This window comes from Roseibium sp., assembly GCF_965229775.1.
GTDB lineage: Bacteria > Pseudomonadota > Alphaproteobacteria > Rhizobiales > Stappiaceae > Roseibium.
In genome coordinates this window covers 259,090-284,079 of the sequence record NZ_OZ245929.1, presented here as the reverse complement: position 1 = coordinate 284,079, position 24,990 = coordinate 259,090, and the positions used below count along the sequence as shown (strand labels likewise).

The following is a 24,990-nucleotide window of genomic DNA, read 5'->3' as shown; positions in this document are numbered from 1 at the left end:
AGACCTCGTCTTTTGTCAGTCGCGGATTGTCCGCCTTTCGGGCCGGTGAGAAGGATCCTGTATGGCGGGTTCTGGATGCTGCGGACTAGAAACACCGGTGCCTCTGCTCGCAACAAAGGCACCCAGCGTCAGTTCGTGTCGCGCCACTTGTGACGCGAACTGACGAAACTGCTCAAACGCGTGTGTTGCGGATGAGTGGTCAATGACTTCCGGTGCGCCGGTCGCAATTGTCAGCAAGGTGCTACCCCTCGCTGATTTACGGTGATCGATCGTGTCGGACGAACCCACCCGCCCAGGAGTAACACGGGGTCTGGCGCAAAAGGTCCCCCACACCTGTTCAGCGCCCGTGCCACCTGGGTGGGTGGCCTTATCGACCTTGGCACATCCTGGTTGTGTTGGCAACATGATGTCGGGCGAGCGATGATGCCAAACGGCAGTGTTCCGGTGCGTTCGTCGTTCAACTTCTCTCTGTTTGCCAAATACTTGCAGATACGCATTTCGCCAGCTGAAGGCGCTGACGTGCGGCATCTCGCGCAAGATCCCAGTCGGAGTTGTGTCGCGACAACCAACTGACGCGGAAGAACGGCGATGAATGATCTGGTCACACAGGAAAACACGGGATCCCTTGAGAGGATCGACCTGACGGACTTGACTGCCGAACGTTTCGAAACGGACGACTTCGACCTTCATGCAAGCCTCTACCGTGGCATCGGTGCCAGATTGATGCAGCTGAGCGAAGGTGTTTTCAGGGGGCAGCTGGTACGGGTGGTGTCTGGAAAAGTGGCCGTTCAGCTGTCGGTCTGCAATCAAACCGTCGAGCAGCACATTGTCGCTGATGCGGACAGCTTCGTCTTTTGCATCTGTTCGGACGGTGCCGGCGCGCATGCGGTTTTCGGACACTCGGCAGAGACTCCCTGGGTGTACGTGTTGCCGCCGCGCGGAGAGACGAATGCCGTTTTGCCGGCAAAGTTTCCGCTGTTGATCGTGACGGTGAATCGCGAGACTTTGCAGCGGAGCGACAGTCTTCTGCCCGAGATCACCGAGTGGTTCGAAAAACTTGCCTCCGACGGCGAAACCATCTGTTCGCAAGCCCTGGCTGGCCGTTTCGTGAGCGATGCGTTGCTGAAACTGCGCAATGACGCGGGGCAGCGCGCTCAGCAACACCTCCAAACCCTGGATCATCTTGCGGTCTCGAACATTGCGAATTCCCTTTCTCTTGAATGGCTGAAAAAGGGAGGCTTCCACGTCCCGAGAAGATCTGCTGCTCTCGAGCGCTTTGCGAAGGCACGTCGCATTGTGCGGCAAAATCCGCACAATCTGGCAGGCAACAATCAGCACGCGATCTTCGAACTCGGCTCGAAGCGGTCCGTTGAACAGGCTTTCGCGGAACGGGTCGGCATGGGGCCGTTGTCCTATGCGCGCCTTGTTCGATTGCATAATGCGCGGAAAAAACTCAGAGACGGGACGTTTGATCGCGAGTCCATCGGAAACATTGCGGCACAGGAAGGGTTTTGGGAGTGGAGCAGATTCACGTCCTACTACGGCAAACACTTCGGTGAACTGCCCTCGCAGACGCGCGAACATGCCACCCGGCTGACCGGGCCGCACCAAGCTCTTGCCGGATAACTGGCCGGCCGGCTTGAACATTCGCCAGACCGGCCCCGAACCCGGTTCGGAAGATCCCGCACGGAGTGACTTGGTACACCCGGGCCGCAACGCCTTCACCGCCTTGGGGGCAGAATATGCGGACCGGTCTGTTCCGTTGTCTCCCATTGCTTTGCCGGCTCAATTACGAGCGGGCTGTCAAGTCGCCCTGTTTCGAAACGGACGACGTGCTCCGATCCTGTCAACGGAACGGTTGCCGTTTCACGCCGGACCTGGCCGGACCCAAAGTGTTTACCCTATTTTCAGTATTCAAACAGTAGCGTGAAACCCGTGTGGGGGACGTCCGAGAAACGAGACGTCCGGGAATGATCAGCAACAATCTGCTTCCTCCAAATGACCTGATGTTCAAAGGGCGGCTGCGGGTACCCGCAGCAAATGCTCCCTTGCAACCAGTACGCTTTTCCGGTTCCAAACCGATCCGGGAGCCAAGGCTCAGTGCCCGGTCGCACCGATTGCCCTCCGGTTGCGCCAGCCCTTGACGGTTTCTTGCCACTTTCGCCCAGCGAAGCTCCCCGGCCAATGCCGCAGGGGCCGCTCGGAAATGTCTCATGCCTCCATCCCGTCCCTTCCAAGTCCCGGTGATACCGCGACTTCTCCCAGAATTTTTCGGAGCGGCACATGCAGCAGACTTCTGTTTCAAATCAGCCAGGTCACCTCGCACACAAATCGTCCTTGAGCATAGGATCCAAGATCGTCGGGCATGTCGCAATGTGCCTCGCGGGCCTGGTCCTCGTGTCCGGGATCTCGTTGTGGCAGCTCGTTAACATTGGCTCGTTGATTGACGACGTCGCAAACAGGGATGTGCCTCTGACGAATGCCGTGACTGAAATCACGACACATCAGTTGGAACAATCCATCAGCCTGGAACGTTCGCTGCTGGCGGGGTTCAGCCTCGAGCGCAATCTTGAAGCGCGGCAGGCGTTCGATGACGCGCGCAAGTCTTTTCTTGCCTACGCTGTTGACGTGCACGAGGAGATCTCCCAGGCGCAAAAGCTTGCCAATGCGGCCGAAGTATCGGCGGTTTCAGACAAATCAAAACGCGAATTCCGGAGGATCCAGGTTTCCTTTAATGCCATTGCGGAGAAACACAAGACCTTCAACGAGCGCGCGCTACGTGCCTATGAATTGATCGACGCCGGCCAGTTGGACGAGGCCTTGAGCCTTCACAAGGACATCGAGTCGATCGAGGACAACCTGAACCATGCACTTGAAGCCATGGTCGCGGACCTCGGCGTCTTCACCCTTGAAGCGGCTCAGAGCGCACTGGAAGCCGAACGGTTCGCGGTTCGAAGCATTCTGCTGATTTCGGGCGTCGTCCTGGTTGGGTCGCTCGTCCTGGCGTTGCTGCTGAGCAGACGGGCAATCACCGGTCCGTTGAGCGAAGTTGTCGCCGGGATAAACGCCCTGATCGAAGGTGATTTTTCGAGGGAGGTCGCGGTTCGCCACCGCGATGAAATCGGCGCCGTTGCGGCCGCTTATCAGACTTTCCGCGAGAGGATGATCCGAACCCGCGAACTCGAGGAGGCGCAGGCGCAGGAGCGCGAGAACGAGGCGGCCCGACAGAAAAAACTTGCAGAGGCTTCGAGCCGGTTCATTGCGAAAGTCGGTACGATCGTCGACACCTTGTCGCTTGCGTCAGCGGAACTTGAAACGACAGCGCAGTCCATGTCGAGCATCGCGGAAGAAACCGGCAACCAAACGACCTCCGTCGCAGCGGCAACAGAAGAAGCAACGACAAATGTTTCTGCCGTCTCCGGCTCAACTGAAGAACTGTCCAGCTCCATCGCTGAAATAAGCGCGCGGATTTCGCGGGCATCGGAGATTTCCAGGCAAGCTGTCGAGGAAGTCTCCAAAACGGAGACACAAATCGATCGTCTCGCGCAGACGGCAGAGAAGATCGGCGAAGTGATATCGATGATTTCCAAGATCGCAGGACAGACGAACCTGCTCGCATTGAACGCGACAATCGAATCGGCGAGCGCCGGCGATGCCGGGAAGGGGTTCGCAGTGGTTGCCAGCGAAGTCAAGGCGCTGGCAAATGAAACGGCGAAAGCGACGGACGGTATTGCCGTTCTGGTCAGGGAGATACAGGATCAGACGCGCGCCTCGGTCACCTCGGTAGCAGATATCGGTGGCACGATCTCGACCATCAATGAAACGACGCTCGAGATTGCCGCAGCTCTGGATCAGCAGAACACGGCAACGCGGGAAATCGCTCAAAACATCACCGAGGCTTCCAGGGGAACGGATGCCGTATCCGAGACCGTGTCGGGGATCAGCATGGCCTCTCTGGAAACGGGGGCCGCGGCGAACCAGGTCACGATGAGGGCTGCCGAACTCTCTGGCCAGGCGGCTCAGCTGAAAGTGGAAGTCGATGAGTTTCTGGAAGAAATCAAAGCGGCGTAACGGCGCCGCCTTGGCGGATGCGCGCTGCCCGCAGTGCAACGGGAACCTGAACCCTGCGCTGAGCCGACAGGGACGTCCTTCCGGCTTCGGTTTCAGCGGGAAACCGGCGCATCACCTTGTTGCGGGTTTCTCCGTGTCGAGAGCAACGATTGGAACCATGGCAAATTCGGGGTGCTCTTCCTTGAAACGCTGAAATGCATTCTCCCGCGCCCGGTCTTTTTCGTGGGCGGAGACACCGTAGACACGTATGGCTGCCAGCTTGTCCATTTCGTTCTGACGGATAATGAACCAGAACAGAAGGTGGGCGTCCCGGTCTCCTTCGCGCTTGTGCGGCTGGAAAATACAGGTCGAAAAAATTTCAACGTCGCGCATCGGCGCCTTCCTTTGTCTCGTCCTGACCAAACATCCCGGAAAGCCGATGTCTGTCTGCGGCTGAACTCCCGATCGGTTCACAAGTGTGCAAGGCAGCTCAGTTGCGTTCAGGGGGGCGCTGGGCACCCTGGAAACTGTGCTGCCAATGCCCGCTCTGGTGCGACAGTAGTTGGAAGAAATTCAGCCGGTTATGCGACTTGCGCAACAATTGGTTGCTGCCCGGTTGTATCGAGGCCGGTGATATTTTGGGAAAGTGATTCTTCATCTGCAGTGAGACGGGCTGGCTAACCGAAGCGTCCGGCAGGCAGGTGGCACCCGAAACACAAGATCCGGGGCTGTGGCGAGGCGGACGAGCGGCAACGAAATCGGCGGTCGCGTTTTGCCGGAATGATTGCGCGGAAATTCGTTTGCGGGCCGCACGGGCGCGTCAAGGAGCTGAGCCCTTCAAATCAAGGAACGGCGGAAAATACACTGCGTGCAACACATCGTGTGTTGAATTTTCCGCCGTTTATCCTGGGGACCGGTCCCGCCCGTGCGACTGACGGGATTAGGCGACCTTGAGCCGTCTCATTGCCGCAAGCAGGGTCCTGTGCTTGTTCTTGGGCCTGTAACTGACTGATATTCCAGCCGTATAGGGTGGGAACTCTCCCATGACCTCGTATTGTGCCTTTGTCGGGTCGAGGATCGCATCATTCGAGCTGGCCACCCAGTAATGCGGCACGTTGTGCTGGTCGACGGCGCGCATCAGTCTGTAACCGCGTTTCTTTCCTCCGAGGTAATCGAGAAGCGCACGCGCTGCGACATAGGACTTTCCGCGCGTCGGATTGCGTGCTGACGCGAACCTTGCATCCGCGTTTGCGAAGTGGAGGCATTCAATGCACTTGCGGAGTGCGATAACTTCGGTTGCCTGCATATTTTGCTTCGGAAGTTTTCCGTTCAACATTTGAATATCCAATAGTCATCATCGCCAGAGTTCTCAGGTCCGGACAAAGCCCTGAGAATATCTGGGTATGCAATCATGGATAAATCTTTGGTTGTTAATACAGGTTGCGCAATATTATGTTGCGAATCCCCTGTAAAAACTGCGAGTATTTCCGGCGATGCAAAACACAGTATTCGTGTAGCGGATTCGGTGTCTCAAAAACGGGTTCGCTGCCGCCGCCTCTGTTTCCACGGTCCGTTCAAGCGCCGCATGAACCGTTCGAGTTTTCAGGTTCCATTTCATCCAATCTTAATCGCAATCGACTATCCAGACCCTGTGTGGGGGACGTCTGAAACGAAAGACGTCCATTGATGATCTGTTCATGTTGGCTGCTTTGGTGCCGTCCGCACAGAACGCGAAACCGCCGGCTCTCAACGAAGACCATTCCTGGCGAACCCGTGCCGGATCTGGATGCCGCTCGCCGGTTCCGCAGCCGGCCGGTTCCCACTGTTTTCCGTTCTACAACTGCATGGGGCGCTGATCGAACAGCGAGGCGTTTGGGCCCGCTGTCACAACAGCGTTTTCCTTTGTCGGCCGTGACGTTGGCAACCCCGGACGGTCCGCGTTTCTGCAGGCCGGGTGGCAAGCGCATCGCGAGGCGGGCTCATGACCCGCATTCCGCGTCTGCGCCGCGACCTGCTTTCCAGATGTCCGGTCCCCGAAAACCGGCTTCCCCTGACAGCGTTGAGGAAAGACAATCGTGACCTACGCAAAAGGAATTTACGCTTACTGGGCGGCATGCTTCGTCCTTGCAGTGCTCAAGGCATTCGGCCTCGTCAGTGTCTCGTTCTGGTGGCTGATCCTGCTCGGGGCTGCACCGCTGCTGTCCTATCTGGCCTTTGCCTTCGGGGCGGTGTCCCTGGTGGCCCTGGCGCAGGGACAAAAAGCAAGACAGGGAACTCCGCGTCGGCCACGCGAACGACCTTGAGACGATCGGAGTAAGCGGCCGGGACGTTTCGACAGAGCTGCAGACTGCCCGGTCGGGTCCTGTTGATCCGTCGGCAGTTGCGCATCCGGCAGAGAACGGTCCGTGCGTGCGGCGGCGTGAACCTCAGGCGGATCGAACCGATTTCAGGAAATTGTCGACCTCCACCTTCAGGCAGCCGGACTGTTCCGACAATTGTGCGGCGGAGCCGGAGATCTGGCTGGAAGACATGCCGGTGGTCTCTGCGGCCTTGCTCACGGCCGAAACGTTGCGGGACAGGTCCTGTGTCCCCTTGGCGGCTTCCTCAACATTTCGCGCGATCTCCTGCGTTGCCGTGTCCTGTTCCTCCACGGCCGAGGCGATGGCCGCGGAGATGACATGCGTTTCCTCGATAATCTTGCTGATGGCTGAGATCGACGCAGCCGCATCGGTGGTGGCTCCCTGAATGCTGGCAACCTGTGTCTCGATCTCGGCGGTTGCCTTGGCTGTCTGTTCCGCCAACTGCTTGACTTCCGAAGCGACGACGGCAAAGCCCTTGCCGGCACCACCTGCACGGGCTGCCTCGATGGTCGCATTCAGCGCGAGAAGATTTGTTCTTTCCGCAATGTCGCTGATGAGACTGACGATTTCGCCAATTACCTGCGATGATGACGTCAGCAGTTCCACCTTGCCATTGGTGGCCCGCATGCCTTCCACGGCCTTGGACGACAGATCCGTCGAGTTTGCTATCTGGCGGGTGATCTCGGTCACGGACGCGGCCATTTCTTCCGTCGCAGCTGCCACGGTCTGTACGTTCGATGCCGTTTCTTCGGCTGCGGCGGAAACAGCGGCAATGTTTCCCGATGTTTCCTGGGCTCCGTCCTGGAGCTCCCGGGACGCGTCCGACAAGCCACCGGCGGCACTTGCAACGCTCGAGGCGATTCCACCGACGGACTCCTCGAATTGTGCTGCCAGGCGCTCCAGCGTTTCGTGCCGGTCCCGGATTCCGGCCTTGAGGTAGACGTCGATGGCATAGTCCATGTCGAGCATCGATGCCCGGATCACCGCGGTCTGCAGCCGTCGCAGGTACGCCCGCCGTTTTCCCGTTGTGTATCCCACCGGCATCGTCCGTGAAATTGCGTCAACAACGCCCGTGATCAGAAAATTGTAGCCGCCGATGTACCAGCGCGGTTCGAGGCCCAGCTGATTGTGGACTTCTCCGATGCGGGTCACGGAGGCAACATAGTCGCCGTCGAACCGGCCTTCCGCGATGATTTGCCAGTGTTCCAGCTGCTTCTGTTTGGCATGCCGCATGTGTGCTTCATCACGAAAGAACGCTCTCGTTTCGGAGACTTCGCCGATATGGACGTAGAAACCGTCCAGCACGCCGGGAAGAATGGACAGGATTGTCGCCGCGTTCTCCCTGAGCAGTGCAATCGTTCCTTCGTCGATCCTGTTGAAGGCCAAACGTTCTTGCAGTGTTTCGTCAGTCATGTCGGTGCTTCCTTTAAGGCTGTTGTCAGCAAAGAAGACCGTTTGTCGGTAAACAAATATATAAATCAAACTAATGACTATATAATTTTCGCTTATAGTATCAGCATAAATTGCAGGATTGGCCTGTCCGGGCGGCATTTGCGGAAAAAGCGGGCCAGGCCGCTGGATGCCGGCGAATCAACAACCGGTTCATTCATGCGTGCCGGAACGCCGGGGCGGCACCGACGCGTGCGAGTTTCGAGATCCGTTTTCTGCTGGAACAAGGTGGTGGGGGAGTCCCGTCACCTCCGCCATCAAGTTGCGCAAACGACATACCTGAATCGGCAATTTGCATGTTATCCGATGCAGCCAGCTGGCTCAGAGGATCGATAAGTCCGTTAGGCCTTCTGCTGGCCTGCGGAACACTTTTTACAGATCGATCAATGATATGAATTCCAGGTTGTGTTTTCTTCAGGCATAAGAAAATTGAAATAGAATTCCTGAACGAGAACTTAAATTTTTTTCCGAATTCAGCCCTCCGAATGACCCTTGAGGAAACGCATTTCCCTGCCGGAAGCATTGCAAGTTGCTGAAAAAAGTCGCGAAAACTACAGAATTTCAGAGAGTTGACCTCACTTGGTGATCATGTCGCGGAGCGCAAGCCTCCGGATGGATTTCAGTAAGCGTACGAATTCTGAGAAGGAATTTGCTTGATTTTAGGATATTATTAATCATTTTATTTCGTTTTGTTTTTCGATTTTGATTTTTAATTCCATTAATCGAGTTTTAATGTAATAAAAGTAGATATTATATTACAGGCGTTGAATGGGGTCTTCATCTGTACTTGGCAATACAATGCTGGTGAGATTGAGATGGCTCCATTTGCGAATTTTGTGCCGCGACTGGCACGGTTTCGTCGTGATGATTCCGGTAATGTCGCGATTCTGACGGCGCTTTGCGCCCTGCCTTTGATCGTTGCGGCCTGCGGCAGCGTCGATGTCCTGAGAATGACATCGACGCAGGAGCGGTTGCAGATCATGCTCGATTCCGCCACCCTGGCCGCCGCCGCGCTCTCGCAAAGCGGTGACCTGGAAGACGTCGTCGACACTTACATGGACGCCAACCTTCCGGATGGTGCGGTCTGGGACACGCTTTCCTATACGACCAACGTGCTCGACGACACGGAGAGTTCCAGGGAACTCGAAATCACGGCAAGCGTCACCCTCAAGACGCCATTCCTGTCGCTGATCGGCATAAATACACAGACCGTGAGGGCAAAATCGGTTGCCGTGCAGTCGCAGACCGACATCGAGATTTCCATGGTTCTGGACATTTCTTCCTCCATGAGCGGCACCAAGATCGCCGACCTCAGAAGTGCATCCAAGTCTTTCGTCGATCATATGCTGGATGGCGACCTGGTGAACCACACCTCAATCAACCTGATCCCGTTTGGCGGCACCGTGAATATCGGCGCGGACCTCTTTGCCGAGCTGGCCGTCCCGGCTGCTTCCGATTCCTCCAACATTGACCCGACCGATGCGAATTACGCGCAAGGGACGGGTATACCCTACACCGTCTACAGGTTCACACACGGCAACACCTGTGTCGAATACACTGACAATGACTTTGACCTTCTGGACATCCCGTCGGGTTCGCGGCCCCAGGTGCCCAATTTCACAAAGTACGGTCAAAAGAACGATTGGTGTCCACGGTCCGATACCGAAGCCATTTTCAACTCGAACAAGGCATCCGATCTGAGAGACCGGATTGACGCAATGACCCTGTCGGATGGAACGGGAATGGATATCGGTGCCATGTGGGGGGCGAAGGCGCTGTCACCCAGTCTGAAGGGCGACCTCGGGGGAGATTTTACCGACCGCCCTGCAGATTTCGATGATGATGACACCATGAAGATCGCGATCATCATGACCGACGGAGAGATAACTCCGCAGTATCGTCCGGCGTCGCCGACAAGCAGCGAACAGCCCCATGGCAAGGACGGGGCCGTAATGCAGACAGCCGTGGTGGAAGGGAGGGTCACCGATGACCCGGCGACGCCTCACAACGCGACGGCCTATTTCAAGAGAATGTGCGATCTGATGAAAGATAACGGTGTCGTTGTCTATACAATCGGGTACAGGATCATCAGCGGACGCAACGCGGAAACGCTGTTGCAATATTGTGCAAGCACACCGAGTAACTACTATCTCGTCGACGGCTTCGACCTTGATAGTGCCTTCAACGGCATAGCAGCGTCGATCAACAGTCTGCGGATTTCAGGCTGATGCGCAGGTACCGGACATGCAGGATCGGAAGGGGGATGTTCAGGGCGCTGACGCGTGACCGGGCAGGCACGACCGCCGTCGAGTTCGCACTGCTTGCGCCCGTCTTCTTTGCAATGCTGTTTTCGCTGTTCGAAGTCGGGCTTCTGCTCACCCGCATGGCGATGGTCGATCATGCCGTCAATGTGGTCTCCAAACAGGTCTATACCGGGGAAGTGTCGGCGGGTGTCGCAGCCGGATCTTTCACCCAGTCCGACATCGAAGCGGCTGTCTGCGGCGTGACGGCGTCGGTGATACCGAACTGCACGAACGAAATCACGGTGGAACTCACGGAAATAACCTCGATGTCTTCCCTGCCGACCAGCGACGCGGCATGCCGGGATTCCACGGTTGAACTGACACCTGCCGTTACCTTCAATCCCGGGGTGGGCAACAGTATTGTCTTCATGCGCGTCTGCCTGACGGTGGATCTTTTGACCCCGGGTCTCGGGTTCGGCCTGAACCTTGCGAAAACGACAAGCGACCGCTTTGAGCTGATCTCCTCGACCGCCTTCCTCAACGAGCCGTTCTGACATGACCATGCACACCCTCTTCCGGCCCAATTCCTTCTGGCGCGACAGCGGCGGTCTCGCAGCCGTTGAATTCGCGCTCGTCTTTCCCTTTCTGGTCCTCGTCCTGATCAACGTCGTCTCGTTTTATGACGGGTTCAGAGGCGACAAGATCATGTCGAAGGTCACCGGAGTTGTCGTGGATCTTGTGACGCGCGACCGGGGATCGATCGACGACGACGACTTTGACGAACTCGTTGCCATCGGTGAAGCGCTTGCGGGCAAATATTCTATCAATTCGGATTTCACCGTGGTCGTCGCGAGCATACGGAACGTTTTCGATGTCGACGAGAATGACGATCCCGAACTCGTTTGGAGCCGCAGCAATGTCGACGCCGCCGTGCTGGATCAGGCAGACCTGGATGAGCTGGATCTTCCGGACATCGGGGAGGGCGAATCCGTTATTTACGCCATGGTGAGCGCTGAATATACGCCGATGCTCATCAACGAGCTTATCGGCACTTTCACGCTCAGCGACAACCAGGTGAGACGTCCGCGGTTTGTTGCCGAGGTGACTTGCGAAAGCGACTCCGGCGCGTGTTGACGGCTTGCCTGCGCAAAGCCGGTGCAGTGGCCGGAAACGCACCAGATGTCCGTTGACCGGGTGCTTGCACTGGCGGGTGCTCGCTGTGTCGCGTGTTTTCAGTCAATGCTTGTCTTGAGCTGTTGTGCTTGGCTGACGCCTTTCCCGGACCAGGTCAACACAGCCTCGCCTTTGTTTGCCCGGCACTTTGCTTCTGTTTCAGTCAGGCGGGACGATGCTTGCGCAAAATGCGTAATCGTTAATTTTTGTTCATGAATTCAACGGGCTTCCTAAAGATTTCGTAAACCGTCTTTTTCGGTTCAGGCATAACAGTGCTCTCCATGCGTGTGCACATAATACGTATCGTCAAGTTTGGACGATTGGATCTGAAGACTGCGCTCGGCCGCTGATCGGCGGGCAATCCGGAGGATGTTTCGGCGGGCTTTTACTCAAGGGCTCGGGTGCCGGGTCAATCATCCCGGTCAATCAGGGCTGAGGTGCCTTGGGTGTGATCCTGATCCAGGTTTGCAGGCGTTGTTATGTAAGGATTGATGAGAATGATTAGCCGGCTACTTAAAAGCCTCGCGAATTCCAGATCTTCTTCGTATGTGTTGTCGACCGTGGTGAACGTGTGGCTCGGAAGAAAAGGCGATTTCGGTCTCGTCCGCAGCGGTGTTTCTGCAGAGGCAACCGGTTCGTTCTCCGGCATGGTGACACTTCCGTCTGCAAATGCAAAAACGTCGAACGACGCCGTGCTTGAAGCGTGGCGCGAGGAATTGGGATCCGCGCCAAAGCGCAATGACGGCGATGGCGACCTCCACTTCCTGCTGCTGAAGAACTTTCTCTATTGGGGCTCCGTCGCCTTGAGCCTGTATCTCATCTTCACCGTCTTCAGTTTCTTCTGAGAACCTCCTGACGTTCTTTTTCCGGTTCGCCTTTTCCGGATGAGCCGACGGTCAGAGCAGATCTCCCGGCTCATAGCCTTCCGGGACCCGCCAGCCTGATCCCCTATCGCAAACGAAGTGTGTCCGGGCATCGTGGGCAACGGCCCGGCTGTTGCCGTGCCGACCGGAAGAGCGCCGCTGGCGAAAGTGGCCGTTTTCCATTGCTGTTTTCCGGCCAATCGATTTGGCAAGGTTCGAGTAGGGATGACGCTGCGAACGGGGCGGTTCGTGTGACGTCCGGATTTGACGGTTTGTGCACCCCGGTCATTGCGACCTTCGCATGGCGTAGGCAACCAGGTGAACGGCCACAAACATCTCAAGCCATGCAAGCGGCAAGGCGACCAGCAGAACGCCGGGTGTTGCCAGGTTCATGTTGAAAAGGCCAAGCCAGAGAATGACGAAGATTCCGGCCCAGATGCCCGTTGCAATCCTGAAGATGCTTTTCGGTGAACCGCCCAGCCGTTCGATCGCGAGTACGGCGACCAGGGTTACGGCAATCACGAGGATTGTGTCCCAGACCCCCCAGATCAGAAACACCGGAACGCTCATCGGCGCGACATCGGGCAGCGCAGGGAAGGCTTCCTGCATCATCGGTCTTACGAAGACGAAGTACCTGAACACCTCGGAGAGATTGATCCAGACGAAGTTCAACAAAAGGGCGACCCCTATCGTGCCGCTATCCGATTGCGCGGCCTGCAGCCTGCCTGGGAGATTCACTTGAGCGCTCCTTTCATCAGGGACAAAAAGGTGGTTGTGACCCGGCGCAATTGCTGCGCGTCCGAGGTCACGCGCGACAGCGACCAGAGGCCAGTGGCAAAAATCAGGACGGTTTCTGCCAGCTGCCGCGACCGGCGGACCGAGAGACCGTCTGCCGAGTTCCTGATTGCGGCGGCAAATCCCTCAAGGAGACGGGTATTGTGTGCATCGACCTTCTGCCGGACGTCCGGGTCGTGCGGGGCGACCTCGGTCGCCGCATTCGCGACGAGACAGCCGGGGCCGGGCAAGCCGTTCGCTTCGGCGAGCGAGATCTGGTGTTCGAAATAGGCCGCAATATCTTCAAGCGTCGCGGTCCTTTTCTCGACCCGTTCGAAAGCCGGACTGACGATCGATGTCCGGTAAAGGTCGAACGACTTCAGGAACATGCCTTTCTTTCCGCCGAATTCCTTGTAGATCCCGTGGCGGCTGACCCCCGTGGCGCGCACCAGATCGTCCATCGACGTTGCGTGGTAGCCGCCCTGCCAGAAGGCGTTGAGGGTGCGGAGAGCGAGGGTCTCGCTGTCATAGGTTCGGGGCCGTGCCATTGCCACATATTACAGAACGCTCGTTCTGTAATCAAGACTGATCCTTTGCGCGGCGATTGCAAAGACCTGAAAACAATATCCGGCGAAGCAATCGCTGAAGGAGGCCCAGGGCACACAGTTCGACACAGGTAAAACTAAAAAGAGTTTTGCAGCGAAAAGCATTTTATGGTTGTGTTTATTCAAAGCGATCGCGCACCGCCGCCGGTCCTGCGCACATGTCACCCTTTCCCGGAGCCCGGCCCAGAGTGCCCGGGAGCAGGCTCGAACGCTCACGGTCGCCTTCCAGCCGGTGCAATTGCCGGCGTGCAGGGAGAGTAGCTTTTGGACAGACAAGGTCATGCCGTTGACGGGCACTCGCATGGTCCGGTGAGCGAGAAAAAACTGGCTTTGGCCGCACTTCTGACGGGCGGTTACATGTTAGCCGAAATTGTCGGCGGACTGGTGTCCGGTTCGCTGGCCCTGATTGCGGATGCCGGGCACATGCTGACGGATTTTGCCTCGCTTGTTCTGGCGTGGTTCGCGGTACGCCTTGGCCGTCGGCCGGCCACCTGGAAGATGACCTATGGATTTGACAGGTTCTCCGTCCTTGCCGCGTTCGTGAACGGTTTGGCGCTCTTTGTCATTGCCGCCTGGATCATCTACGAAGCGGTGAACCGTTTTCGTGAACCGGTCGAGATCCTCGGCGGACCGATGCTGTGGGTCGCAATCGGCGGGCTGGTCGTGAACGTGGCCGCTTTCTGGATTCTCACGCGTGGCGAGGCGGGGAATCTCAACATCCGGGCGGCCGCCTTGCACGTCGCCGGCGATCTGCTCGGGTCGATCGCCGCACTTGCCGCCTCGCTCGTAATCATTTTCACCGGCTGGATGCCGATCGATCCCCTGCTGTCCGTTCTGGTGGTCCTGCTCATCCTCCGCTCTGCCTGGAAGGTGGTCAGGGAAAGCGGACATATCCTGCTCGAAGGCACACCCGAAGGTCTTGATTTGAACGCCGTCTCGACAGCGATTGCTGCCGAAGTCGTTGGCGTTGCGGCGGTCACGCATCTGCATGCCTGGTCGGTGACGCAGGAGCGACCCATGATGACGATGGAAGTCGACATAAAGCCCGGAGAAGACCCGCGGCGGGTCAAGCAGGACATCCGCGGTTTGCTGGAGAGGGCATATGGCGTTTCCCATGTGACCATCGAAGCCGCCCATCCGGCAGGCTGATCCAGTGCGAAATGGCGCAAGCGTGCCGTCAGGTGCCGTTCAGGGCGACACTTTCAGATGCGGCTCGCGTGTCCTGCATCACCGGGCCTGGAACCGGGACCGTCATGACCGGGTGCGGACCAGAAACCATCCGCGCCACTCATGCCCGCATCTGTCCGCCGAGAGTGGCCGGCACGCCACTCACGACCACATGCGTCCGGCGAATTCCATCTCTTCCTTGCCGACGGCATTGGTATAGATCGCGGTGGTTTCGATCGAGGCATGGCCCATCCATTTGCGCAGCATCGTCAGGGGGACGCCGCAGCGGAGGGCGTAGACGCCATATCCGTGCCGGAGCCCCTTGGGGGACGCCTGGGCGCCGGAGATACCGGCCGCCGTCATCACCTTCTTCACCCAGCGATAACCGGTGATCCGGCAGACCGGACGGTCCGGGTTTTCCGGCCAGAGGAAGGTCTCGCCGGCGCGGGCGTCCATCAGCGCGGAGAGGGTTCCGGTCAACGCAGGGGGAATCGGGATCTCCCTCACGTGGTGCCTGTCGCGCTTCTTCAGGGTTCGAATCGAAACGAGGTGGCTCATCGTGTCCACCGCTTCCGACGTGAGCGCTAGGGCTTCCGACAGCCGGCACCCGGTATGCAGGAGAGTGAGGCACAAAGCCTTTTGCGGCAGGCCCTGATCGTTGGCGACGGCGATGAAACGCCGGCGTTCTTCCGCGTTGACGTAGAGCCTGCGGTTGGTCTGGTCATACAGCCGCATTTGCGCAGGCTGCTGATTGCACAAGGAGGTATTCATAAGACTAACACACCCATTCTCAGTCGTGTTTCTTTTCTGCAACACTATTATTCATATTGTTACAGTCAGAAATACTCAGCGAATTTCAGCGGTTAGAAGCGGCTGACCAAATGACTACTCAATTTTACCGGGGTTGACAAGCGCGGCGTCCTGCTAATTTCCTGCGTTTGTACAAAATGAATAATTTTGTTGCATCCCGGAGTTCGGAAAACCAGGCAAGACCAGCATTTCATCGGTTCCAGGAAGTGGGCAGCTGACCCCTTTCGAGGAGAATCTTTAAATGTCTGGAATGAAACTCAAAACACTCTTGCTTGGTGCGGCTGCGGCAGCCACTGCCACCACCGCACAGGCAGCCGACCTTCCGGTCGCTCCGGAGCCGGTTGACTACGTTCGCATTTGCGACGCTTACGGCTCCCGCTACTACTACATCCCGGGCACCGAAACCTGCCTGCGCGTCGGAGGGCGTGTTCGTACTCAGTTCGTTGTGAACAACGTCCAAGATGATGGTGACTGGAGTGGTCGCGATGATGATGGCTACTCTTGGCTATCGCGTGGGTATGTCTATCTCGAGTCTCAGACCGAGACCGAATTCGGCACACTGCGGACCTATACGTCCATCTATGCGACAAACACCAACGGAACCAATAGTGTTACGCTTGATGCCGCCTACATTCAATGGGGCAACGTTGTCGCTGGACGCGCGGGTTCAAACTTCAACATTTACACTGGTCAGGTTTTCGTAGGGGTTGTCACGCGTGACTGGTCCGACGCCACGATGAACCAGATTGCGTATACAGCGGCCTTCGGCAGTGGGTTCTCTGCCACGATCGCGCTTGAAGACCGCTCCGGTCGCGAAGTGGGCGACTATGGTGGCACTCGCGCTCCCGATCTCGTCGGTGCGCTGGCGATTTCTCAAGGGTGGGGTTCTGCTCAGATCTCCGGTGCTCTGCATCAAGTTTATCCAGACGATGCGGCTGCCAACCAGGGAACGAATTCAGCAGACGAATCGCTCGGCTGGGCAATTGGTGCAGGTGTGAATATCAACCTGCCGTTCGCAAACTCTGGGTCCAACGTCTACTTTCAGGGCTTCTATGCTGACGGAGCGCTATCCTACATCGGGAACGGTATAACGGATTCGGATTTCGGAGCGACCGACTATGCGGTCAACAGTGATGATACCAATACCGGTTACTCCCTTTCCGCTGGTCTCTACATCCAGGCAACGCCAACTGTCGGACTGGCTGTTGATGGGTCTTATGCACACGTCGATGCAGATGTTGCCAATTTGACAAGTGGTGTTGACGATATTGATCGTTGGGCGATCGATGGGTCTGTCCAGTGGTCACCTGCATCAGGCTTCGTACTCGGTGCAGATGTTGGTTACTCCAATACCGAAATCAATGACGTTGACCCGGATGACGACGACTCGCTTGAAGAACTCCTCTTCGGCGTCCGTTTGCAGCGGACCTTCTAAGGACCGTCTCACGAGTTCTGGCTGAGACCTCCAAAAATTTCAGTCAGTCAACGGCCCGGCTTTCTCCAAGTTGCCGGGCCGTCCCCCTTTGCAGATCTTGTTGCGCAAACTGGTGTAACAGTGCGTTCAAGACCTGTGTTTTCTATGCCGCTGCGGATGGGAGCGGCTAAAATCTCAATCCACATCAACAGACTTGTCCGGGCAAACCGTTTCTGGTTGAGCCGGCTAAGGGTGCGCCTTGAAACTTGAGCGCAGATCCTTTCGCATGAACCATCGGTGGCGGGCTGAATACCGACGTGTGCCGCAGTCGCACGCTTTCAGAGGTCGTCCGATATCGTCTTGGGGACCAGATTGCGGGTGCCAGGACCACGGTCCGATGACCATATTCGGGCAACCGGTCCCAGGCTCCTGCTGCCGTCGCGAAGACTGAGGATGCGTGATCCGGACAACTGCCTTGGAAAAGACGTCCGGTGCGTTTCGTGCACCCAGCCGGTGGCACCCGAAACAGCATTTCCGGTTGCCGGCCGCTAAAATAGCCGCGTTTTCAGCAACCGATGAAGTTCCTGTTGTCCGGATTTTCGTATTTTGCTGCGCTAAACGCGCATCTTTTGCGTGGATTCTTCGTTTTCGCACCATCAGGGAAGCAGAGGGGAAACCGAAATACGTTCGGTTTCTGCATAACACTTCAGTCTCTAAAGTTTGTATCAATTGGATGTTGCTCAGACACCATTGCCTTGACGCGAACGCATCAGTGATTTGAGCGCGGGCAGTCGATGCCCGGTATGCATGAAGAGCTGGTGTTGAACAACAAGCATGGAACCGTCGTCCCCTAATCGGAAACGGACATATCGCTCGGCTACCTAACACACTCTGCGCCGAGACAACTGCAGTCAGCATTGCTTCAACCCACAATGCTGACTGCATTTTTCTTTCCGAAATCAGAAAGTCCGTAAACTGCCATGACAGTGCCGTTCAAACTCGTTTGCCAGCGATCGCCTGCAAGCCGGATCTGGCCGATGCTGCAGCGGTCAAGCGCGCGGGCGGGCGCGCGCGCAGACCACGGGCCCGGCAAGCGGAAGGGATTGTCGCTGCCGGTGTGGCGAATCGACTGCGCGGGTTTTCTTGTGCACGCGTTTTCGGTGCTGCTCCTGACAGCGTCCGCGTCACTGGCCGGGACCTGGCAAGAAACAGATGTCCCTGCCTATGCGAAGTCGACGGAAATCCTCGCAATCGGCAATGACGGTGCGTTCTATTCCGTAAGTTCGAACAGGCACGGATTTTTCTTTCAGGCCTTGCTGGAGACCTACCGGTTCGAAAAGACGGACGGTGGGGGCCGAACCGGCCGCCTGCTCAGGCGGCAGAACGTGGTGTTCCTCGCCGAAAGCTGCGATGGCTATACTGCTGAATCGATGGGCCGCTGGTCACTGGGTGCGGGAGGCAAGACCTACAGGCTGACCGTTGCGGGCGGTGAGGTCACGACCTTCCATCTTCTTTCCGGTGATCCGGACCCGCGCCATTCGTGCTGAGCGCCGGTCAATTTACGGGCGCGCGACCGCAGCGCGGTGGCTCTTCAGGCGCTCATACCACGACATCCCCTTCCGGCGGTTCACGGCCTTCGTGGAGGGCAAGCAGGTTGCCGATCATTCGCTTCACGGTCGGTTCGAACGTGTCGGCGGAGACGGCCGCAATATGCGGCGTGTTGATCGCCGTCTCCAGCCCGATCAGGGGATTGTCCGCCGGGACCGGCTCCTCCATGTAGACATCGCTGGCGGCACCACGCAGGTGGCCGGATGTGAGGGCGTCGGCGAGGTCCGCCTCCACGACGATACCGCCGCGTGCGACGTTCACCAGTAGCGCGCCGGTTTTCATAAGCGCAAGCGTGCGCGCGTTGATCATTCCGCGTGTGGCGTCGGTGAGCGAACAGTTCAGGCTGACGACGTCCGAACGGGCGAGAAGGTCCTCAAGGGATGTGAACCGGACACCAAGGGCGGTCTCGGTCTCCACGTCCTGACGTGTGCGCCCGCAATAGAGGATGTCGCAGCCGAAACCGCCGAGCAAGCGGGCCAGCGCTTTGCCGACATGCCCGAGCCCGACGATCCCGACCGTCTTGCCGGACAATCGCATCGACGTCGCGCCGAGCTCCGACTTGGGCCAGTGACCTTCCAGAACGGCGGAGTGCCCGCGGACGAGATTCCTGTTGAGGGCAAGGATCAGACCGAGTGCTGTCTCGGCCACCGACACGGCATTGGATCCCGTCGTGCGCAGGACGCGGACGCCGTGTGCTTCCGCGGCATCGCAGTCTATGTTGTCATAGCCGACACCCCATTTGTGGACGGCGCGCAGTCCGGGCACTGCCATCATGTCTGCGGTTACGGGAACGTCCGCGGTAATGGCAAAGCCGGCCCCTTCCAGAGCCGCGACCTGATCCGCGGGCGCGCGGGAGACCGCGTTTGCCAAAAACCAGTCGTTCGGTAGATAGCCGGCAAAGCGTTTCAACCGGTCTTCGGAAACGGGATCGAGGATGACCAGGCGGATCATGGTCTGGCCTCGCTGCTATCCGTGCCCGGCGTGCTGGCGCCGTCGTCATCAGGGGCCTTGTCCGGCCAGAAGCGGACGCCGGGGCGGGCAAGGCCGCCGCCGATGCCCATTGCCGTTCCGTCAGCGCGCCAGCAGGCGGCGCCGGTCAAGCCGTTCTCTTCGAAGCCGATGGCATTCATGCCGCCGCCGATATGCGGGACGACTTTCACGCCGTGCCCCGCCTCAGCAAGCCCTTCGGCCATCGGTGCGTAGGGCTTTTCGATTTCCACTTCCTGCCCCTGGGTCCAAATCCGCGGTGCCTCGACGGCTTCCTGCAGGCTCATGCGGTGATCGATCAGATTGACGATCGCCTGCATCGCGGAGGGGAAAATTCGCAGACCGCCCGGAAGACCGAGCGCGAAACGCGGCGTTCCATCCCGCGTGACAATCATCGGCGCCATGGAGGTCGGCACGCGTTTGCCGGGGGCGATCGAGAGCGCCCGGCCCGGATGCGGATCGTAGTTCATCATGTAGTTGTTGGGAATGATGCCGGTTTCCGGCACCATGATCCGCGCGCCGAAAAGACCGTTGATCGTGTGCGTGGCGGTGACGATGTTGCCGTCTCTGTCCGCGACCGTGACATGCGTTGTGTCGGCGCTTTCGGCTTGCGGTGCGGATTGCTGGTTGAAGCCGAGGCGGGTGCGGCAGTCGGAGGCATAGTCCTTCGACGTCAGGCGCTCGACCGGAACGTCGACGAAATCCGGATCTCCGGAAGCGGCCCGCCTGTCCTCGAAGGCAAGCGCGATCGTACGCGCCAGAAGATCCAGCGCCTCGACGCTGCCGAAGCCGAGCCCCGACATGTCGTAGGCTTCCAGGATGTTGAGCATCTGGACGATGTGAACGCCCGACGAGGCCGGCGGCGGCGGGCCGACGATCTCAAAACCGCGATAGGTGCCGGTGATGACGCCGCGTTCTACCGGGCGGTAGTCCCTCAGATCATTCTGCGTCACCCATCCGGCATCCGGTCCGCCGGTTGCGAGGCGGTCGGCCAGTGCAGCACCGAGCGCGCCGCCATGAAGCGCAGCGGCGCCTTCCCTGGCAATCAGCCGGAGGCTGTCGGCATAGTCCTGCATGAAGATCCGCTCACCAAAACGCGGCGGCCGTCCTTCGGGCATCAAGACCCTGGCGCATTCGGGATCCTTGCGCAGATCTTCCTGAAATTCATTGACTGCGCCGCTGAGATAATGGGTTGCCAGAAAGCCTTTGCTGGCGGTGCGGATGGCAGGCTCCACAAGGTCCGGGAAGGGCAGTTTGCCATACAGTTCATGCAGGCGGCACCACCCGGCGAGATTGCCGGGAACAGCGACCGCCGAAGGACCGACCGTGTTGCGCCGGTCCTTCACGTCCATGTGGTTCGGCGGTGTGTCCGAGACCGGATCGTAGCTCCCGGCATGCATATCCTTCGCGGCGCAGGCGAGCGCATCCATGACCAGATGCCTTCCGTCCTGAAGGCGGACATGCGACAGCCCGCCACCGGCGATGCCGACCATCATGGGCTCGACCACCGTCAGCGTCAGCAGGGCGGAAACGGCGGCATCAATGGCATTGCCGCCCGCGGCGAGCATCTCGGTTCCGGCGGCACTTCCAAGCGGATGGTTGGTCACGACCATGCCGATGGAACCGGAGGCGGGGCGTTTTTCGCAGGTGAAGGGGAGGGGACGAGCCATCAGATTTCCATTCGCGGGGCGTGTGCGGGCAGGTTAGCCGCAGGTGTCCGGAACCGCCACAAGGGAATCGGTATCTGTTCTCAAAAGCCGCTTTTCGCAGCCCCTCCGTCCGCCCGACAGACGTGCGGTCGCGTTCGATTTGCGATCAGATCAGTAATGGAAAGGTGACGTTGTCACCCTGCGGCCGAGCGAATAGGCATCGCAGACATGGATGAAGGGGGAAAGGTCCATGTCGCTGGAGCGTGTCCGGATCAGATCCGACATTTTTGTGTAAAGGTTCGCATATTCATTGTCGGAGCCTTGCCTGACCAACTCACCGTCGATTTCGAGCCGGCTGCCCCCAAGGGACAATCGGGCGTTGCCGTCAGTGGTTTCAACTTCAATGTCCCAGGTCTGAGGCCCTTCCTGACGCCAATCGAACTGGGCGGACACATCGGCTCCCGCCGGATCGGTGAAGTTGAGTTCGGCGGCGATCGGTGTCGCCCGGTTTTCCGGATATTCGAGCGTTGCCTCCCGGACGTGAACGGCATGGGGCAGGATTTCCGTCATGATCGACAGCGCGTTGATCCCGGGATCAAACACGCCCATGCCGCCCGGCTCCCAGATCCATTCCTGTCCGGGATGCCAATGCCGGACGTCCTCCTTCCAGACAATGCGCAGGCGTCTGAGCTCACGCGAGGCAAGCCAGGCTTTCAGGTCCGGAACGCAATCGGCGAAACGCGAGTGCCATGTCGCGAAGATCGTGACGCCCATCTCGCGCGCCAGGGACTCAAGCGCGAAACATTCCGCAAGGCTCTGACCGGGGGGCTTTTCGAGCATGACGTGCCGACCGGCCCTGAGGGCTGCCTCCGCATAGGCAAACCGCGGCTGTGGCGGGATGGCGAGCGAAATTGTCGAAATGTCCGGCCGCGCTTCCAACAGCGATTGAAGCGTTTCAAACGACTCGATGCCGGCGACCGAGGCGTGACGGCTGACGGTGGCCTCGAGCGACCAGTCGGGGTTGGCGGAAATGGCCGGGATGTGCTGGTCCCGGGCTATCTTGCCGATGCCGACCAGAGCCAGTTTTTCAGTCATCAGTGGGAATCCTTCGGCACAGCGGAGCCGCGGCAGCCTATCAGAAAATCGAAGTCCGCGCCCGTATCCGCTCCCTGAACGTGATCGTGAAAGAGGCGGGCATAGCCGCTATCGGGAACCGCGTGGCTCGGTGTCCAGGCTTCCAGCCGCCGTTGCAGTTCCTCGTCGGAAACGTCCAGATGAAGCCGTCGGTTCGGCACATCCAGTTCGATGAAATCGCCGGAGCGCACCACCGCCAGCGGTCCGCCGGCCGCTGCTTCCGGCGCCGTGTGCAGAACGACCGTTCCGTAAGCTGTTCCAGACATTCTGGCATCGGAAATGCGGATCATGTCGGTAATGCCCTTGCGCAGGATTTTCGGCGGCAGGCCCATATTGCCGACTTCCGACAATCCGGGGTATCCCCTGGGACCGCAATTCTTGAGAACCATGATACAGGTCTCGTCGATGTCGAGACCTTCATCATTGATCTTCCGCTTGTAGTCATCGATATCTTCAAAAACGACCGCACGGCCGCGATGCTTCAGGAGATGCGGTGAGGCTGCCGAGGGTTTCAGAACCGCGCCGTTCGGGGACAGGTTGCCCTTCAAAACGGCGATCCCGCCCTGCTCCGTCAGTGCCTTTTCAACCGGCCGGATGACCTCTTCGTTCCAGTTCTTCACATTCCTGACCTCATCCCAGATCGTCTTGCCGGAGGCGGTAATGGCATCCCTGTGGAGCAGTCCGGCCTCACCGAGACGCTTCACCACGACCGGGAGACCGCCGGCGTAGAAAAACTCTTCCATCAGGTATTTCCCCGAAGGCATCAGGTTGACGATCGTCGGGATGTCACGTCCGAGCCGGTCCCAGTCATCGAGGGTGAGATCAATGCCGATGCGCCCGGCAACGGCAAGCAGGTGGATCACCGCGTTCGTCGAGCCGCCGATTGCGCCGTTGGTCCGGATTGCGTTTTCAAAGGCCTGTCTGGTCAGGATGTCCGATGGCTTCAGGTCGTCCTTGACCATCTGGACGATCCGGCGGCCGCTCAGATGTGCCATCACGCGGCGCCGGCTGTCGACGGCGGGAATGGCGGCATTGCCGGAAAGCGCCATGCCGAGAGCTTCCGCCATCGAGGCCATGGTGGAAGCCGTGCCCATCGTGTTGCAGCTGCCGGGCGAACGGCTCATAGACACCTCGGCTTCCAGAAACTCCTCCCGGGTCATCTCGCCTGCTTTCACGGCTTCGGAGAACTTCCACAGATGTGTGCCCGAGCCGACGCGTTCCCCCTGAAACCAGCCATTCAGCATCGGTCCGCCAGATACAACGATTGCCGGCAGATTGACGGATGCCGCCCCCATGAGCAGGGAGGGTGTGGTCTTGTCACAGCCGACGAGCAGAACAACACCATCCAGCGGCGCACCGCGAATGGCTTCTTCCACGTCCATGCTCGCGAGGTTGCGGAACATCATGGCCGTCGGCCGCAACGTGCTTTCACCCGTGGAGAAGACCGGAAACTCGACGGGGAACCCGCCCGCTTCGTAGATGCCGTGTTTGACGCGCTCTGCGAGATCCCGGAGATGGGCGTTGCAGGGCGTCAGCTGTGACCACGTGTTGCAAATGCCGATGACAGGGCGGCCATCGAAAAGATCATCCGGCAAGCCCTGGTTCTTCATCCAGCTGCGATGATAGATATTGTCCCGGCTGGTGCCGCCGAACCACGCCGCCGATCTCAACTTCCGGGGCCAATTTGCCGGTTGGAAGGTCATTGCGTCAAAGCACCCGGACCGCGGTCATGCCGTCATTTTCCGCTTCGAAGGAAAGACGGTTCCGCAAGGGCACGCCGAAGCCGCTCGCCGCAATCTCGACCACGTCTCCCTCCTGGCAGGAAACGCCGTCGGCAAAGGAAAGTGTCGCCGTTCCGAACATGTGAACATGCACGTCGCCGGGCTGGCAGAACAGATCATACTTGAAGTGATGATGCTCCAGATTGGCCAGGGTGTGGGACATGTTGCTTTCGCCGGACAGGAACGGCTTTTCCCACAAGACCGATCCGTTGCGGATGATCCGGCTGCTGCCTTCCACGTGCTCGGGGAGGTCGCCGACACGCAGTTCCGGCCCGAAGGATGCCGGGCGGAGCTTGGAATGGGCCAGATAGAGATAGTTCTGCCGTTCCATTACGTGGTCGGAATACTCGTTTGCGAGCGCGAACCCGGCGCGGTGCGGTGTTCCATCCGGCCCAATGACATAAATCCCGGCGATCTCCGGTTCTTCGCCGCCGTCGTCACAAAACCCGGGACTGACCAGGTCGCCGCCCGGAGCGACAGCGCTGGTGCCGTTGCCCTTGTAAAACCACTCCGGCTGAACACCGGCATGACCGTTGGCGGGCTTGCCGTTCTCCAATCCCATGCGGAACATTTTCATGGAATCCGTGAGTTGGGTTTCTTCGGTTTCCGTCTTTGCGTGCATGGCATCGCGTGTAGCCGCCGACCCCAGATGGGTGAGACCGGTTCCTGTCAGATGCATGTGCGCCGGATCGGGATGGTGGAGAGGCAGAAGCAGCCGGCCGTCCTCGGCAAGTTTCTCCAGGTCCACGGCAGGACCCAGTTCGTGGGCACGGATGCGTTCAGTCAGGCTCTGACCTCTCCTGATTGCGTCCATGACGAGTTCATAGGTCGAGGAGACCCCTTTCAGGACACCTGCTTCACTGCCGTTGCGCACAACGACGGCGCAGTTTCCCTGAGCGTCCAGGATCTGAGAGAGCAACATG

The 24,990-nt window shown here is 58.7% G+C and carries 21 protein-coding genes; 10 read left to right on the top strand and 11 right to left on the bottom strand.

The genetic code is table 11. From position 1 onward, the window contains the following. The first annotated feature begins 588 nt into the window (after positions 1-588). Together ACO07N_RS01265 and ACO07N_RS01260 are read left to right on the top strand one after the other, a co-directional pair. Complete coding sequence (locus ACO07N_RS01265) at positions 589-1,626, top strand: helix-turn-helix domain-containing protein (RefSeq protein WP_421979283.1); 1,038 nt, start codon at positions 589-591, stop codon at positions 1,624-1,626. 657 nt (positions 1,627-2,283) lie between these two features. Then, positions 2,284-4,071 (top strand): methyl-accepting chemotaxis protein, encoded by a 1,788-nt coding sequence (locus ACO07N_RS01260; protein WP_421979282.1) that lies wholly within the window; start codon positions 2,284-2,286, stop codon positions 4,069-4,071. Positions 4,072-4,182: 111 nt separating this feature from the next. Here the strand turns inward: ACO07N_RS01260 and ACO07N_RS01255 are convergent, their stop codons facing one another. Continuing rightward, on the bottom strand, positions 4,183-4,443 hold the full coding sequence (locus tag ACO07N_RS01255; protein WP_421979281.1) for a hypothetical protein: 261 nt from the start codon (positions 4,441-4,443) through the stop codon (positions 4,183-4,185). Positions 4,444-4,990: 547 nt separating this feature from the next. Continuing rightward, complete coding sequence (locus ACO07N_RS01250; protein ID WP_421979280.1) at positions 4,991-5,356, bottom strand: hypothetical protein; 366 nt, start codon at positions 5,354-5,356, stop codon at positions 4,991-4,993. A 769-nt stretch (positions 5,357-6,125) separates the two neighbouring features. Here ACO07N_RS01250 and ACO07N_RS01245 point away from each other — a divergent pair. Beyond that, entirely contained in the window at positions 6,126-6,353 is a 228-nt protein-coding gene (locus ACO07N_RS01245) for a hypothetical protein (protein WP_421979279.1), read from the top strand. Between the two features lie 123 nt (positions 6,354-6,476). Here the strand turns inward: ACO07N_RS01245 and ACO07N_RS01240 are convergent, their stop codons facing one another. After that, positions 6,477-7,823, bottom strand: a complete 1,347-nt coding sequence (locus ACO07N_RS01240) for a protoglobin domain-containing protein (RefSeq protein WP_421979278.1) — start codon at positions 7,821-7,823, stop codon at positions 6,477-6,479. 851 nt (positions 7,824-8,674) lie between these two features. Between ACO07N_RS01240 and ACO07N_RS01235 the strand changes: the two genes are divergently transcribed. The 4 genes from ACO07N_RS01235 to ACO07N_RS01220 all read left to right on the top strand — a co-directional run bounded on the left by ACO07N_RS01235 (position 8,675) and on the right by ACO07N_RS01220 (position 12,120). Continuing rightward, the gene (locus ACO07N_RS01235) at positions 8,675-10,087 is read left to right on the top strand and encodes a pilus assembly protein TadG-related protein (RefSeq protein ID WP_421979277.1); all 1,413 of its coding nucleotides are present in this window, start codon (positions 8,675-8,677) and stop codon (positions 10,085-10,087) included. A gap of 35 nt (positions 10,088-10,122) precedes the next feature. After that, the gene (locus ACO07N_RS01230) at positions 10,123-10,656 is read left to right on the top strand and encodes a TadE/TadG family type IV pilus assembly protein (protein WP_421979276.1); all 534 of its coding nucleotides are present in this window, start codon (positions 10,123-10,125) and stop codon (positions 10,654-10,656) included. Between the two features lies 1 nt (position 10,657). Continuing rightward, on the top strand, positions 10,658-11,236 hold the full coding sequence (locus tag ACO07N_RS01225) for a TadE/TadG family type IV pilus assembly protein (RefSeq protein WP_421979275.1): 579 nt from the start codon (positions 10,658-10,660) through the stop codon (positions 11,234-11,236). A 536-nt stretch (positions 11,237-11,772) separates the two neighbouring features. Then, the gene (locus ACO07N_RS01220) at positions 11,773-12,120 is read left to right on the top strand and encodes a hypothetical protein (protein ID WP_421979274.1); all 348 of its coding nucleotides are present in this window, start codon (positions 11,773-11,775) and stop codon (positions 12,118-12,120) included. A gap of 303 nt (positions 12,121-12,423) precedes the next feature. Here the strand turns inward: ACO07N_RS01220 and ACO07N_RS01215 are convergent, their stop codons facing one another. After that, on the bottom strand, positions 12,424-12,876 hold the full coding sequence (locus tag ACO07N_RS01215) for a hypothetical protein (protein WP_421979273.1): 453 nt from the start codon (positions 12,874-12,876) through the stop codon (positions 12,424-12,426). Then, the gene (locus tag ACO07N_RS01210) at positions 12,873-13,460 is read right to left on the bottom strand and encodes a TetR/AcrR family transcriptional regulator (RefSeq protein WP_421979272.1); all 588 of its coding nucleotides are present in this window, start codon (positions 13,458-13,460) and stop codon (positions 12,873-12,875) included. The genes ACO07N_RS01215 and ACO07N_RS01210 overlap by 4 nt, the downstream gene beginning before the upstream one ends. Before the next feature lie 321 nt (positions 13,461-13,781). Between ACO07N_RS01210 and ACO07N_RS01205 the strand changes: the two genes are divergently transcribed. Continuing rightward, positions 13,782-14,666, top strand: coding sequence for a cation diffusion facilitator family transporter (locus ACO07N_RS01205; protein ID WP_421979271.1), 885 nt, complete (start codon positions 13,782-13,784; stop codon positions 14,664-14,666). A gap of 180 nt (positions 14,667-14,846) precedes the next feature. On the opposite strand, the gene ACO07N_RS01200 is transcribed toward ACO07N_RS01205, so the two are convergent. Beyond that, positions 14,847-15,419, bottom strand: a complete 573-nt coding sequence (locus ACO07N_RS01200; RefSeq protein ID WP_421979270.1) for a tyrosine-type recombinase/integrase — start codon at positions 15,417-15,419, stop codon at positions 14,847-14,849. A 316-nt stretch (positions 15,420-15,735) separates the two neighbouring features. On the opposite strand from ACO07N_RS01200, the gene ACO07N_RS01195 reads away from it, so the two are divergent. Together ACO07N_RS01195 and ACO07N_RS01190 are read left to right on the top strand one after the other, a co-directional pair. Further along, positions 15,736-16,929: a porin gene (locus ACO07N_RS01195; RefSeq protein WP_421979269.1), complete on the top strand. Its 1,194-nt coding sequence runs from the start codon at positions 15,736-15,738 to the stop codon at positions 16,927-16,929. 1,016 nt (positions 16,930-17,945) lie between these two features. Continuing rightward, a complete protein-coding gene (locus ACO07N_RS01190) occupies positions 17,946-18,455 on the top strand; it encodes a hypothetical protein (protein ID WP_421979268.1) in 510 nt (169 codons plus the stop codon). Positions 18,456-18,507: 52 nt separating this feature from the next. Here ACO07N_RS01190 and ACO07N_RS01185 read toward each other — a convergent pair whose 3' ends face one another. From ACO07N_RS01185 to araD1, 5 genes are all read right to left on the bottom strand, one after another. Then, on the bottom strand, positions 18,508-19,467 hold the full coding sequence (locus tag ACO07N_RS01185) for a 2-hydroxyacid dehydrogenase (protein ID WP_421979267.1): 960 nt from the start codon (positions 19,465-19,467) through the stop codon (positions 18,508-18,510). After that, entirely contained in the window at positions 19,464-21,173 is a 1,710-nt protein-coding gene (gene ggt, locus ACO07N_RS01180) for a gamma-glutamyltransferase (protein WP_421979266.1), read from the bottom strand. The genes ACO07N_RS01185 and ggt overlap by 4 nt, the downstream gene beginning before the upstream one ends. A 150-nt stretch (positions 21,174-21,323) precedes the next feature. Beyond that, positions 21,324-22,247 carry a Gfo/Idh/MocA family protein gene (locus ACO07N_RS01175; RefSeq protein ID WP_421979265.1) on the bottom strand — a complete coding sequence of 308 codons (924 nt, stop codon included), beginning with the start codon at positions 22,245-22,247 and terminating at the stop codon, positions 21,324-21,326. Then, a complete protein-coding gene (gene araD, locus ACO07N_RS01170; protein ID WP_421979264.1) occupies positions 22,247-23,989 on the bottom strand; it encodes an L-arabinonate dehydratase in 1,743 nt (580 codons plus the stop codon). Before araD ends, ACO07N_RS01175 begins: the two co-directional genes overlap by 1 nt. Before the next feature lie 4 nt (positions 23,990-23,993). Further along, entirely contained in the window at positions 23,994-24,989 is a 996-nt protein-coding gene (gene araD1 / locus ACO07N_RS01165; protein WP_421979263.1) for an AraD1 family protein, read from the bottom strand. Position 24,990 lies beyond the last annotated feature (1 nt).